Source organism: Aeromicrobium sp. HA, assembly GCF_027171405.1.
In the GTDB taxonomy this organism is placed as follows: domain Bacteria; phylum Actinomycetota; class Actinomycetes; order Propionibacteriales; family Nocardioidaceae; genus Aeromicrobium; species Aeromicrobium tamlense.
Map to the genome: position 1 here is coordinate 853,774 of NZ_CP114372.1, position 13,103 is coordinate 866,876.

A 13,103-nucleotide genomic window follows, 5' to 3' on the forward strand; every position below is an offset into this window, starting at 1 on the left:
CGGCTTCTGCCGCCGGGTCATGGGGCGTTTCCATAGGTAGCTCCGAAACGAATCAAGGGATGATCTCGACCCACAGGTGTCTTGAGCGGTCCGTTCGCAAGGGGTGTGCAGCGTCAGTCGGCCCCGGCAGCGGTCGCGTCTAGATCTGTCGGCACAGGGGGAGGGCGGCGCTGGAGAACGCTCGCGCTTGTTGTCCCCACAGGCGCCGCGTCTCGCAGGAGGCCTGGATGGCGGCCTGTTCGACGTCGGCGACGGCGCGTTCGAGCTTGTCAGGGTCGGGTGTGCTGATGGCGATCAGTCCGGTGAGGCGTAGGACGCCGTGGCCGGCGGTGAGGTCTGCTTCCTGTTGAAGGACGTCTTGGTATTCAGCGTGCTGTTGGGCGTCTTCGATCTGCCCGATTCGCTGGCGCTGCGCGGCGTCGGAGATGTACTCGGTCTTCTTGCGGCGGATTTCGCGTGCGGCCTGATCAGTGCGCATCGGTGTGTAGAGCAAGGTGAAGGTCCGCCGGATGCCCGAGGAGAGCAGGACCGGAGCGAGGAATCCGGGATACACGAGGGAGCGTGGCCATTCGCTGATCCACAGCACGCAATGGTGCGCCGAATCGCTGCGCAGGCTGAACCAGTCCTCGCTCACCGCGACCGGTCCGGCGGTGGCGAGGTCACGGCCAAGCTCGCCGTGTCGTTCCAGCGCGGCCGCGACGCCGGGGTCATAGGCCGAGCGCAGGATCACGGCCAGGTCGCCCGGCTCGAGCCAGTCCGTCGGGGAAAGATCGGCGGACCGCAGAGCCGAGGTCAGGGTGGACATCTCCTGGCGCAGCACCGCAGCCGCGCCACGGTTGCCGCCACCGGCGGCGCGGATGGCGCGTGCGGACATCTTCAGGTCGATCGAGAGGGAGATGGTGCTCGCGTGGCGTTCTCCTGCCGGGCCGGCTCGGTCGATGAGTTCCTCATAGATCGTTGAGGTCCACGAACCGTCGTGTCGACCGTGTTGGGTCCACCAATCGCTCAGGCCACGTCCGGAGTCCGGCAAGGTTCGTTCGCTCACTTGGAGTGCCGCGATGCGCCCGGACCGGCAGGCCGTGGCGAGGACGCGTCCCCAGCTGGTGACGCGCCGGTGTTGCTCGGTCGGGTCCAGCAGGATGAACGCGGGATGGACCACGGCGACGACAGCGGTGAGTGTGCCGGTGTGCGGATCGTGAACCATCACCGCGCCGCTGTCGGGGTCGACCCATTGCCGCAGTCGTGCTGCGTCACCGGGAAGCGACAGCGTGCCGGCGGGCCGAGGACGCACAACCCGGCGCCGGAATACCAGCTGCCCGCCGACCATGCGCCACAACCAGACGGCGGCGATCGGCGCCCATTCGATGACCTTGCGGCCGCCGACTCCGACGAACGCCGCGATCGTGCACCCCAGGACCACGGGGGTCACGATCATCAGTGCTGTCGAGCCACCGGAGTAGAGCCCGATTACCAGCACGACCGCGCCGACGCCGACAGTGACGAGCTGGCTCAGGGACAGCCCGAGCAGGATGCCGCGGCGGCTGAGGCGCGAGAATTTGACCGGCTGCAGGTCCGAGGCGGGCGTTCCCGCGGTGGGGGTGCTCATGGTGGTCACCGTGTTCCGGGGGAGTCGGCGAGGGGATCCGCGAGCCTCGGGACAGGGGGCGCCGGCTGCGGGGGCGCCGCCCCGTCGGCCTGCCTGGACGCTGAACTGCCCATGGCCTGGCCAACCGTCCGCCCAGCCTTGGCCGTCTGCACCCCGGCGACAGCAGCTGCGCCGACGCCGCCCCCGGCGGCCGCCGAACCACCTGCAGCCCCGGACCCTGCAGGCTTGGGCGTGGGAGCCGGCGCCCCGGGCTTGGAGCCGGAGTTCGTTCCGCCGAGGACGGCGGGCGGGGCCTGTCCGAGACGCCGGTTCATCGGGATGGGGATGGGGCGGTTGAGTGCGGACTTGGCTTCCTGTTCGGCGGACATCGCGTGGTGCATGTCGAATCCCATGAACCCGATGGCCTTGTAGGTCAGGTACGGCGCGAACCCGGCCATCAGCATCAGAACCACGCCGGAGATGGGTTCGCTGACCGACCGAAGGTCGCTGTCGATGGGGGCCGAGACCTGCGCTGTCGCGAGCAGGAAGATCACGACCAAGACGATCTTGGACAAGATGAGCGCGAGGACGAACGCGGCCCATTTGGACACCCAGCCACGGGTCTGGTCCCAGCTCGCCCCGGCGAGCGCGACGGGAGCGAACACGATCGCGATCAAGAGCAGTGCCTTGCGGATCAGCAGGCTGAGCCAGACGATCACTGCTGCGCCGAGCGCCAGGCCGGCGACGAGGATCGTGATGATCGCGCCAGCCCCGGGCGCTGCGACCTGCAGGGAACCGATCCCGCTGGCGAGCAGGGTGATCCGTTCACCCATCGCGTCCATGTTGGTGCCCGCGGCGTGGACGATGCCGATGCTGATCCGGTCGGTGACCTCCAGCGCGGTCGCGATGAGGGCGAGCGCGACGAAGGACCCCAGGATCGACTTCGCGAGTCCGAGCGCGGCCCGCGACAGCGCCGTGGGCTCACGTCGGATCATCGCGCCGATGACCTGCAGCATGAAGAACCCGAGCATCACGAACACCGCGACCCCGAACAAGATGTTGTACACCCGGGTGAACTGGCCGGAGGTGACGTCGACCATCGTGGTGGAGTCGAAGACCGCCCAGACGGACTCGAACATCCACGCGGCCGCGTTCCCCATGCTCACGGCGAGCCAGTCGAACGGCGCGGCCACCAGACTCGCGGCACCTTCCCCCGCGGTGGCGCAGACCGCCGAGATCACGGGCACGTCACACACATCGGCCATGGCAGATCAGACGGCCTGGCCGACGTTCCAGAAGAAGTTCACGAGCGCGACCGATGCCCCGGTGACGATCGCAGCGCCCAACCCGACGAGCACGCCGAGCTTGCCGCGACCAGCCATGTGCGGGTTGGACGAGTTCGCACCGAGCGCCCACACGATCGCCGAGATGACGACCGCGAGGACCGCCAGGATCAACCCGACGGTCATCGACGCACCGACGATGGAACTGAGCTGACGGATCCCGGGAAGCCCATTGGAGTTCGGGTCGATGTCGACGTTCGCCGGCAAATGGGTTGCGAGTCGAGTCGGGTTGAGATGAAGCACGGTTGCCTCCTGGCGGGTTCGGTCCTGCTCCACAGGTGCGTGCAGCACCCACGGTGCTGGCGCTCAGAGCGTTGCGCCGAGATCGAGGAGCCAGTTCGCCCAGCTGAGCGCGCCTCCGGTGAGGACCGCTCCCGCGAGAGCGACGACGATCCCGGTCTTGGCCTTGGACGCGGCGTGCCAGTTGCCTTGCGCTGAAGCGAGTGCCCACATCGCGGCGCAGACGACCACCATCAGGACGGCGGTCAGCAGGCCGTAGGCCAGCAGGGCCCCGACGAGGTGGCGCAGGGTCGAAGACGAGCCGACGGCCCCGAAGTCCGGCCTCGCCAGTGCTACGGCGAAGGAGAGTTGATGGGTCACGACATTGAGGTGCGCGCGTTGGTCAGGAGACGGTCACGTGCAGGTGGTCGTAGTGCCCGCCGGTGACTGACCGTGGGTCAAACATTCCGCCGCCGTCATACGACCGCCACCCCTCCGCAGCACGTCGAACGGACCAGATTCGGCCCTGCCAGATGAGGTACTCGACCCCGAGCCGCCCGGCGTTCGCCTTGAGCCAGTTGGTCACCGTCCAGCCATCGTCGAGCGCGGCGCCGGTGGCGCGGGTGCCGATCGCGTTGCCGAAGGTCCCGTCACAGGCTCGGCCGGCCGCGTGGTCATTGTTGTCTGGGTTGCCCGGTCGCCAACAAGCCCAGGACGAGGTCGGGAAGCGTTGTCCGATCTGGGAGAGAACGTGCGCGGCTCGTGCCGTGATGCGGCCGGAGGTCGTGGGGTCGGCGACGAGCTGCCCAGGGTTCGCGCCGGCGAAGCTAGCGGCGTCGTCCGCCGGTGTGGCGCAGCGCGCACCCGTCTCAGTCGGGTTCGTTTCAAGTTCGGAGGCGCCACCGGCGGCGAGCCACGGATCGGGGTCGCTTGGTGCTGCGTCGGCGCCTCCGGGGCGGACTTCGAAGTGCAGATGGGCGCCGGTGGAATAGCCGGCGACGCCGACGTCGGCGATGCGCTTGCCGGCCGTCACGTGGTCGCCCACCCGCACGTGAATGCCGTCGGCATACATGTGCGCATACCCGGTCGCGACGAGTTGGCCGGTGACGGTGTGCTCGATCAGGATCAGGTTTCCGTATCCCGCAGCGGTGCCAGCGAAGGCGACGCGGCCGTCGGCAGCGGCGAGGATCGCCGTCCCGGCAGGGGCGGCGTAGTCCGCGCCGGTGTGGAGCTTGTGGACCCCGGTGATCGGGTGGCGACGCATCCCGAACCCGCTGGTGCGCGTCCATGAACCGCGGGGGAGCGGGAACACCACCCGGCTGGACTCGGGTTCGGTTCCGTCCGCGGGACCGGCGTCGTCGGTGAGTGCGGTGATGATCCGGGTCGCGACAGGTTGCCAATTCGCGTAGCGGTCCGGAAATCTCGAGACCTCGACCGCTTGGGCTGCTGCCCCCTTGGACATGGTCTTCCATCCGGGGATGTCGAGAAGGCCGCGCGGTGATCCGCGGTTCGGTCCGGTCGGTCCGCCGAAGAATGCTCGTGCCTGATAGGTCGGGTCCATCAGCTCGGAGACCCGTCCCCAGCCGGCGCTGGGGCGCATCTGGAACAGCCCGAGGCTGTCGTGATCGCCGCCGTCGCCGTCGTTTGGGAACGCCGGCGAGCTGGGGTGGGCGCTGGAGTTCGCGAGCATCCGCAGCCGTGACTCAGTCAGCGCGGCCATCAAGGCGATGGTGATCCCGTCGCGGCCGACGTCGTCCAGGAGGCTGCCGACCTGGACGATCGTCGCTGCGTGGGTGAGTTGCTGGCGGTTCAGTCGGACTCGCGTACCGCCCGAGCTCCTGGTGTCGAGATGATCCGGGACCGGGCCAACGCTCAGCGTTGATTCGCCTGGCAGGCAGGAGGCCCGAGCAGCCGGGTTGACGAGCAGGCCGACGCTCAGCAGGACGGCCGCTGGTCCGAGCAGGACCGAGACTAGTGCGCCGCTGAGCAGGACTCGCATCCCAGCGTCCTACTCGAGCGGGTCGTCGAGACGCGACAACCGCAGTAGGTGGCAGGTGGGATACGTCGGGGCGCAGGCGACGAAGACCGTGAACGCGACCCCGTGCTCCGATGCGACCGGCTGGCCTTCCCACATGCCGATGCGATGTCGTGTGCCCTCGACGGTGAACGCGGCGGTCCCCGGTGCGAGTTCAGGGTCGGCTTGCTCGAGTGCGGTGGCCCACAGCTCCGGTACCGAGACCGTTGTGACCTCGAGACGCTGCTGGGTTTGGTAGCGGCGCAGGTCCACCCAGGCGTCGTGGGTCGGGAGGTAGCCGGCCAGGTCTGAGACGAGCCCGGGGGAGGACTCACCGGTCGGGTCCGCGATCGTCAGGAACGGCTCGATGAGCTCCGCGGGTCCCGACGCGGTCCGGGTGTCCCACGCGAAGATCGCGATGGCGACGGCGCGCACGAACTGCCGCGGATCGGCACTGCGCGGGACGGCCGCTGCGGCCGGGCGGATGCCGGCGTCTCCGGGCACCGCGGGGGACGTGGGGACTGCAGAACCTTCGGGACGGCCGGTCTGCTCAGCCGGCCGCGAGTCGAAGACGATCGCGATGGCGCCGAGCATCAACACAACAGACAAACCGCCGGCTGCCACGACGAGCAGCCGGCGGGGATGACGAGTCACAGACGAACTGAGCATGGTGTGGCCTTCGGTAGAAGTAACACCACTCAGGTGGACGCTTCGGCCCGGAGAGCCTCGACCTCGCTCGCAAAGGCAGTCGACTCGTCCAGGACGTTCCGGAACAGCTCCCAGTCGTCGTCCTTGAGCTCGCGGGCGAGCTGTTCTGGGTCGTACCGGCCGGTCCAGCCCAGCATCTCGGCCCACAACAGAGTGAAGGACCGCGGGCTCCGCTTGATCGACGCGAGACTTGCGGCGCGCCGGGCCTTGTTCTCACGGGCACGTCGCCGGTCCTCGTCCTTCGCTCGTGCCAGAGCCGCAGCGGCGATCTCATCGAAATCGTCAGCCGGCGTGGGTCGTTGCTCCGCCGACCTCACCACAGCACGCACCCGCTGGTAGCTCGGATCGACTGCACCACCGTTGCGGATCCGTTCGAGCTCGTCCTCGGCGACCTTGCGGACATCCGCCGGTCGGTCACGATCGGCCGCCACGCGCTCCATCTGAAGGATCTGCTCCAGCTGGTTGTAGGACGCCCGGTGCGTAATGAGTTCGGCGGCTTGTCGGCGCACGTCCCCGTGGCCGCGCCCCGGCGCCGCCGATTCGGCATCACCGGGCTGACCTGCGCAAACGTTGTTTTCGCCGCCGAACCTCGTGGCCTCTTGGCGACGGGCGGCGTCTTCGCGCAACAGTTTCTTGACTTCGTCGTAGAGCATGGCCGCTTCCAGCGCGGTGAGCGGCTTGTGGGTGGTGTTCTCATCTCGCTCCGCCAGCAAGCGCGCGAGGTCGTCAGACAAGCCGGGTCGCACCCACACCCGAAGGGTGCGCCAACCCAGTTGCTTCACCGCCTCCAGGCGGCGGTACCCGCAGATCAGCAGACCATCGGGGGTGATCGTGATGGGTTGCAGCAGACCGACACGCCCGATCGACGTCAAGAGGGAAGTGAGGTCGCCGGCATTGCGACGATGCCGGACCCCGACGCGGATCGAGTCGGTCCGGCGCTCGAGCTCGATGTGTCCTGCCGTCTCAGACATGAGCGTCTCCTGTAGCCGTCGGCGACGAGTCCCAGATGATCGCAGTGACCTCGTTGTCACAGCACAACTCGGTGAGCTCTTCGCCCAAACACAGGCGGAGCAGGATCCCGCGTCCCAGACGGGTGCCGGCGAAGTCTCGGCGCGGATCACCAAGCACCACCCGTAGCAAGCGGATCCACGACCGTTGATCCAGGTCCAGCTGGCTGCGGCCTTTGGTGTCGCGGCGAAGGTATTCGTAGGCATGCTGACGGTCACCACAGCTACTCAACTGAGAGCAGACGTACTCCAGCGCCATCCGAGCCGCTGCCGGCGGCCAGCCGTTCTCCGTGAACAGCTCGACCGCTCGATCCAGTGCGACGAAGGAGTTGGTCGACTCCTCGGCACGATCGTCGTCGGTCTCGGGACAGGTCTCGGTGTCGTGGACGTGGAACGCGGGATGGAACTCGGCCAGAGCTCGCTCGCGGTCGCTGAACCGCTCCGCGTCATGACAGTCCGCCAGCTCGGGACGACGAGCCGCTTGATTCGAACACAGCAGTCCTTGCGCCCGTGCCTCGTAGATCAGCGTCAGCTGCACGGCACGAGTGATGACCGCCCACGTGTCGTCCGCGACCCGGGCCGACCTGGTGCGCATGACGTCGAACGCGGCAGCCGCTGCGTCAGCCGGCTCCAACCCGTACTTGCGGGCCAGCGCGCCGTACTTGGTCGTCAGGAAGTCGACCAGCTCGGTCGCCTCGGCCTCGTCCTGCCACGCGCGTGGCCCGGAGTAGGCGAGCCGCAGCAACAGGAACCGCAGTCCCTCGGTGGACTCGAGATCTGTACGGGCAGTCATAGCGACCGACCCTCCGTCCGGTCACTCGGAGGAGCCGATTCGCCCGGCGCGGCCGATGGCCACGGGTGCCCCAACGCCGAGACTCGCGACGCGGCTGCGCTGGGAGCCCGGCGTGCCCGACGCGCCAGTTCGCTCTGCAAATCGATGCCCCGCCCGGCGACGCGCGACCCCAGCACCGCGTGCAGTTCACTGACGCGCACCCACTCGACGGTCCGGCGCTGCCCGTTCCTCGAGGACGAGTGGCCCGGCGTGCCCGGCATCGACCGTTCGGTAGGGGTGGCCGAGTCCGTGCTTCCATCCGGCACCGGGGTGGTGTCGAGTTCACGGGTGGCACGGTCGACTCGACGTCGGTACGGCTGCTGCGTGTTCATCGTCCGACCGCCTCAACGGTGATCGCTCGGTCTGCAGACGGCCGGCCGGCTGGGTTCGCGACCCGGTAGGCCGAGCGGATGGTGGTGATCGATTCGCGTTCGGACAAACCCGCCTCGCAGCCGGCTCGACTCAGTAACGCTGCTGTGGTGGGGAAGTCGCGACCCTGCTCGACCATCCGGCACGCCGCCCAGAACAAGCCAGCATTCCGTCCACCCTCGGGACGACTCGCGACCCACGCCGCGAGTCGCTCCGGCCTAGCGTCAACGGCCGGCGCGTCAATCGGCCTGGCCATCGGCCTCGGTGGCTCCAAGAACGCCCGCAGCGCGCGCGCGTCCACCGGAGCCGGCTCGTGATGGGCGGCGACAGCGATCGACCGGTACACGCCGCCACACCCGTCAGCATCAGCGACCGCCGACGGCGGCACGACGATGTAGCCACCATCGCCGCGAAAGTCGATGTGCTTGGCCGGCACCTGCCACGACCGCTGCTCACGACCCGGCTCAACCGGGTAGTAGGCGTGGACCCCGCCCGACGGCGTCCGCACCAGCCACGACCACCCATCGACCAGACCCTCGGCGCGCGCACGCTCGAAGGCGGCGAACCCGGACCCGACCGGGTGAACATCCACGTCCACCACGTCGATGCCCGACCGCGCCCCGGTCGGTACGCCGATATTGGCCTCAGGCCACCGGGTCCACCACGGGCCAACCTGCGAGATATCGGCGGTCGCGTCCTGGAACCCATGCGCCGTGAGTGGAGTCTTTCCCCCCGGCACGCAGGGGAACACGGGAATGTGCCGACTCAGAAGCAGACTCACCGCGTCCAAGTGCGTCGAGGCCATAGCGAGCGCGTCGTGCAGTTCCGGTCCCCAGCGATACGCCGGCGCTCCCGGCATCTGGACTGTGCTCATGCCCCGAATGTGCACCCACGTCCGGCCTATCACGGTGCGAACACCCCCGAACACCCCCACGTTGTCGGGGGCGTTCGCAAAGTGTTTCCGCAGGTCAGAGGCCGTTCGGAAAAAAATCGAGAAAGTTCAGAACCCTCGCCACGCGAACACCCCCGAACACCCCCTGTTCGGAAATTCGAGGCGACGCTGACGGGGAGCCGGAGACATCAACGAGGGATCGGGGGAGACTCAGCAACAACGAGGGGCGTCCATGCGCCGTGACGGCGCGCCAGCGAAACCAAGTGTGATCCACGTCCAGGTTGACCGCGATCGGGTCCCCGTCGTGCGCCCGGCCTCCGCGACGTCAAGCACGGTTCCGCATCTTCGCTTCACGCGACATGCCGCCTTCCGCCCACTAGGACGCGAATGCGCGAGGAGTGAGCACATGCGAATCCCCGGAACATACATTGCTCGACGACACAATTACGACCCCTTAGCAGGGGTCGTCAAAGTCGTTCGAAAGTCCTGACTCCCCGTCGGACCCTGTCAGGAGGCGAATCGCTGCGGTCGGCTCGATGTCCCATTGCGCTGAGATCATGTGGCAGAGGTTGTACGTGGTCCAGGTGTCGCTCGCCACGCCGCGGATGCCTTCTGCGACGGCGCCCGCCAGTGTGTCGGACAATGCAACGTTGGGGTCCGCGGACGGCGATGCCTCGTTTTCGACTCTGCCAGCAAACTCTTCGATGACGGAGATCACATCTTCGATTACCGCATCCCGCCCCAACGCGTGGATTGATGACAAGCATTTCTTGAGCACGATCATTTGGTTGTCCGCGAACTCTTGAACTCCGCCAGAATCATCGCGAGTTCTTGACACTACGACGGCCGCCGAGAGTGACCTGAGTGCTTCAAGGCAGTCCTTGACCGCCACGTGAAGCGCCGGGACTACGTGAGCGGAAAAGCTATCGACCCACCTGTCGAACTGCTCTTCCGCAGGGAGCATCCGTCCGGTCCATTGGTGGACGAACGCCTTGCAGGGTCGCCCCTCAAAGGTTGGAACGAGAAGCACTGGCGGAGGGATGCCATTGCGCCAGTCCAGGCTAGCCAGCGCCGCGCCCACCTCCGACAGGTTGGTGTCAATATCTAGAACCGACTCACACGGAATCCCGATGCAGACCCGCGCTCCGGGCCAAGTGAGTGCTCCCACCTCTTGATCGCTGTGCACAAAGACGGTGGCGTCGAGGTTCAGAGCGGCGACCACCTCTCGCAGGCTTTGGTCGAACTCAGTTTCAGCCGATTGCAGTCTCCCTTCGGCTCTCGAAACTGCTCTGGCCAGCGCGCCCTCGTAAGGGCCACTTGACGCCGCGTCTCGGATGACCGGTAAGGAAACTGCCCCGAAATTGACCGCACGAAGGATGATTAACAGATCCTTGAGGACCGACGTGATTACTTCAATGCGTTCGCTGGGGTCTGCGTCGACGAGGTCCCACCTCTCATGGCTGTTGCTCTGCGTGACGGCGGGAAGGAGAGTGTCGTGAATGAACGCGGCTAACTGGGCAGGGGTACGTTCATCTCTACCCAGACCCGCGGTTAGATTTCCTGTGATACCGGCGGCGAGGGTATGGAGGGGGTCCTCCGAGGCGACCGTGTCTACATCCGACTCGAAGATGGGTAGATCCGACGAGACAAAAGTCGACAAGCTGTTCGCACGTTCAGTCAAGCTCTCGGCCACTTCGTTCGCTGTGGCCAGTTCCTTCGCCCGGAATCTTCCCAGGACGTACCGCCGAGCGAGAAGGTTGAGATATACCTCCACCTGGGAAAGAACCTCGTCGGCCGTCCTGACGCGTTCGGTTCCGCCTGTCCGCCAAGCCGATGAGGCCACCGAAGCGCGGATACGATTCCACCGCACCTCCCCGGTTGAGATTGCGTACCGCCGCAGGAGTTCGCTCGATCCAAGCTCGTGATCGCCGAAGCTGGCTGGTTGTCCATCGGGCCAGAGGAGCTTCACGTCAGCGCGGTCCGCCTCGGGAAAACAGCCGAGTACCAGTCTCGCGATGTTGACCGCATCCTCGTGATAGTCCGTAATCGTCTCCTCAGACACGACGACCATGCGGCATCGCGCAACCGACAGCACGTCCTCATTGATGACGTCTACCTCGGTGATCCAAGGGTTCGAGTGAAAGATGCGTTCACGGATACTCACTCCATTGTCTGCGTGGTTGCGCAGCCCTACGGCGAGATCCGGCGTAACGGTGCGGGCTGCGCTGAGCGTGTCCGCGAGCTCGTCGGCAGAGCAGGTCCGAAGAGATCTTTCCAGCGGGGTCCCTGACAACATCAACTCGCCCGTGACCGCGTCTTCGGTGTCCTTCAGGGCGTTCAGTAGGTCGGCGACTTCGTTGAGTGACCCGGACGATGTAAGAACTCGTGCGGCCCAGCCATTGTCGAGAGCCTCGAGGAATGAAGAGCGCAAGGGTCCGGCCGCGCCGACCGCGCCGTCGAGTTTGGGAAGTGCCGAGACAATCTCTGGGCGCAGGAAATCCACGTCGGTGTTACCGGCCATCGCAAGCTGGACCGTGATGGCGCGGAACGCGACGGCGACATTCTCCGCCTCGAGTTTCTCGTTCCATTCGGACGAGGTGCGCTTGAAGTCCACCAACCGGAGGGCCTCGAGAGTCTCTGTAAGGAGATGGATGTCGTTCTCCATCACATTGCGCTCCCGTAAGGCAGCAAGCACGACTTCGTCGAGTGCTGGGCTTTCGATCAGTGCGGCTATAACGAACGAGCGGATTTGAGGGACTTCCAGCCAGCTGACAAGCTGGGCAACCGTATGCGCCATCAGCGGCGGCGGGAACTCGTGTGTTGCCACCGACAACGCTGTGGACCTGAGTTGGTGGCGACCGGTGAGGATGCCGTCAACCTCGTACAGAAGGTGCTCGTTGCGGAGCCTTCGGAGAACGTGCGCGAGGTCAGAAGGTTTCAGTTCTAGGTGTTGCTGAAGGCCCTGAACGTCAACATGCGCCCGCCATCGGTGGGCCGTGGACGCGAGCCGTAGAACATCGAGCTCGGTGTCGCGTCGTTCCTCAACCCGGCGTCGGACCTGGTCCGCGATGACCTCCCTAAGTCGAGCGCCTTGGGTGAGCAGGTATGTGTACTCGAGCGTCAATCCGTGCGCTAGCTCGAACGGTTCGCGCCAGTGCGGGGCCTCCGTCCGGCCGAGCGCCGCAAGTTGCTGATGGATTCGCAAAGCAGTGCCCTCGTCAAGCTCGACCTCGACCAGGCTGCACTCAGCCAAGGACGTGATCGCGACGAGGTCTTCCGTTCGGCACGTGCCAACGAGCAGCACGTTCGGAACTCGCGCCACCTGGCCTCGGAGCTCATCCCATGCATCGATTCCAGCCCGACCAATCCCGTCGACGACGAGCCCGATGGGAGATCTTTCGGTCGGAGCGGACGACTTAACGAACCGCATGATCTTTGCAACATCTGAACTGTTCAGACGATTGATGCGAACCCAATGGATATTCCGGGACGAGTAAGCTGCGGCCCATAGGACCGTCGATTTACCTACGCCCGATGGGCCAGTGATGACAACCGCCGATCCCTCATGCGCTGCGGTGAGAACAGCTTCAGTTTCGAGAGGGCGCGGTGTCGGAAGGCCCGCGGCGACATGTCCTGGCTGGGCTTCCACTCCTTCGAAGAAGCGGCTTTCGGCCAACGGCGTGTCTAGATCGAGCGTGTCACAAACACCCTCTCGGAACGCGTCACTGAGATGCTCGAACGAGAGCCCAGAGAGCGCTTCGAGCAGGGTCCCGGTCATGGCGGCTGCCGTGGTTCCGCGCCGCCCTACGGCAGAACTTTGGGCATTGTGATCCTGGCACTCTGAGATGAGATCACGCAGGACTAGGCCAAGGTGCGCGGCGACGACTGGCGGCACCCTGAATCGCTGGGCGAGAAGATCTCTCGTTTCTTCTGCCGCTACGTTCCAAGGCAGCACGTAGACAGACAGACCGTCAATGAATTCAGCGGAGAGCTCGGTCGCGCCAAGTGTTGTCGCGCGCTCATTGGCGGCCTCGATGAGTTCCGGTCCGCCGTCTAATTCAACAAGGCGTTGGCCAAAAGTTCCCCGGGCCAACCCCTGCACGTCTCGCTCCAAGATGAGCATGAGCGGCCCAC

The 13,103-nt window shown here is 66.2% G+C and carries 10 protein-coding genes; all 10 read right to left on the reverse strand.

Going from position 1 to position 13,103, the window contains the following annotated elements:
* Positions 1 to 139: 139 nt before the first annotated feature.
* Positions 140 to 1,606, reverse strand: coding sequence for an SCO6880 family protein (locus O3S82_RS04165; protein ID WP_269305735.1), 1,467 nt, complete (start codon positions 1,604 to 1,606; stop codon positions 140 to 142).
* A gap of 5 nt (positions 1,607 to 1,611) precedes the next feature.
* Positions 1,612 to 2,832 carry a conjugal transfer protein TrbL gene (locus O3S82_RS04170; RefSeq protein WP_269305737.1) on the reverse strand — a complete coding sequence of 407 codons (1,221 nt, stop codon included), beginning with the start codon at positions 2,830 to 2,832 and terminating at the stop codon, positions 1,612 to 1,614.
* Positions 2,833 to 2,856: 24 nt separating this feature from the next.
* On the reverse strand, positions 2,857 to 3,219 hold the full coding sequence (locus O3S82_RS04175) for a DUF6112 family protein (RefSeq protein WP_442864694.1): 363 nt from the start codon (positions 3,217 to 3,219) through the stop codon (positions 2,857 to 2,859).
* Positions 3,220 to 3,234: 15 nt separating this feature from the next.
* Positions 3,235 to 3,528 carry a DUF6112 family protein gene (locus tag O3S82_RS04180; RefSeq protein ID WP_269305739.1) on the reverse strand — a complete coding sequence of 98 codons (294 nt, stop codon included), beginning with the start codon at positions 3,526 to 3,528 and terminating at the stop codon, positions 3,235 to 3,237.
* A gap of 22 nt (positions 3,529 to 3,550) precedes the next feature.
* Positions 3,551 to 5,146 carry a M23 family metallopeptidase gene (locus tag O3S82_RS04185; RefSeq protein WP_269305742.1) on the reverse strand — a complete coding sequence of 532 codons (1,596 nt, stop codon included), beginning with the start codon at positions 5,144 to 5,146 and terminating at the stop codon, positions 3,551 to 3,553.
* A gap of 9 nt (positions 5,147 to 5,155) precedes the next feature.
* Positions 5,156 to 5,830, reverse strand: coding sequence for a hypothetical protein (locus O3S82_RS04190; protein ID WP_269305744.1), 675 nt, complete (start codon positions 5,828 to 5,830; stop codon positions 5,156 to 5,158).
* A 29-nt stretch (positions 5,831 to 5,859) separates the two neighbouring features.
* Positions 5,860 to 6,840, reverse strand: a complete 981-nt coding sequence (locus tag O3S82_RS04195) for a ParB N-terminal domain-containing protein (protein WP_269305746.1) — start codon at positions 6,838 to 6,840, stop codon at positions 5,860 to 5,862.
* Positions 6,833 to 7,621: a hypothetical protein gene (locus tag O3S82_RS04200; protein ID WP_269305749.1), complete on the reverse strand. Its 789-nt coding sequence runs from the start codon at positions 7,619 to 7,621 to the stop codon at positions 6,833 to 6,835. The genes O3S82_RS04195 and O3S82_RS04200 overlap by 8 nt, the downstream gene beginning before the upstream one ends.
* A gap of 415 nt (positions 7,622 to 8,036) precedes the next feature.
* On the reverse strand, positions 8,037 to 8,951 hold the full coding sequence (locus O3S82_RS04205; RefSeq protein ID WP_269305751.1) for a bifunctional DNA primase/polymerase: 915 nt from the start codon (positions 8,949 to 8,951) through the stop codon (positions 8,037 to 8,039).
* 472 nt (positions 8,952 to 9,423) lie between these two features.
* A complete protein-coding gene (locus tag O3S82_RS04210) occupies positions 9,424 to 13,092 on the reverse strand; it encodes a hypothetical protein (RefSeq protein ID WP_269305753.1) in 3,669 nt (1,222 codons plus the stop codon).
* Positions 13,093 to 13,103: the final 11 nt, after the last annotated feature.

Coding starts and splice junctions, on each gene's coding strand:
- O3S82_RS04165 (WP_269305735.1), bottom strand. CDS start 1,606: ATGAGCACCCCCACCGCGGGAACGCCCGCCTCGGACCTGCAGCCGGTC.
- O3S82_RS04185 (WP_269305742.1), bottom strand. CDS start 5,146: ATGCGAGTCCTGCTCAGCGGCGCACTAGTCTCGGTCCTGCTCGGACCA.
- O3S82_RS04190 (WP_269305744.1), bottom strand. CDS start 5,830: ATGCTCAGTTCGTCTGTGACTCGTCATCCCCGCCGGCTGCTCGTCGTG.
- O3S82_RS04205 (WP_269305751.1), bottom strand. CDS start 8,951: ATGAGCACAGTCCAGATGCCGGGAGCGCCGGCGTATCGCTGGGGACCG.
- O3S82_RS04210 (WP_269305753.1), bottom strand. CDS start 13,092: ATGCTCATCTTGGAGCGAGACGTGCAGGGGTTGGCCCGGGGAACTTTT.
- O3S82_RS04195 (WP_269305746.1), bottom strand. CDS start 6,840: ATGTCTGAGACGGCAGGACACATCGAGCTCGAGCGCCGGACCGACTCG.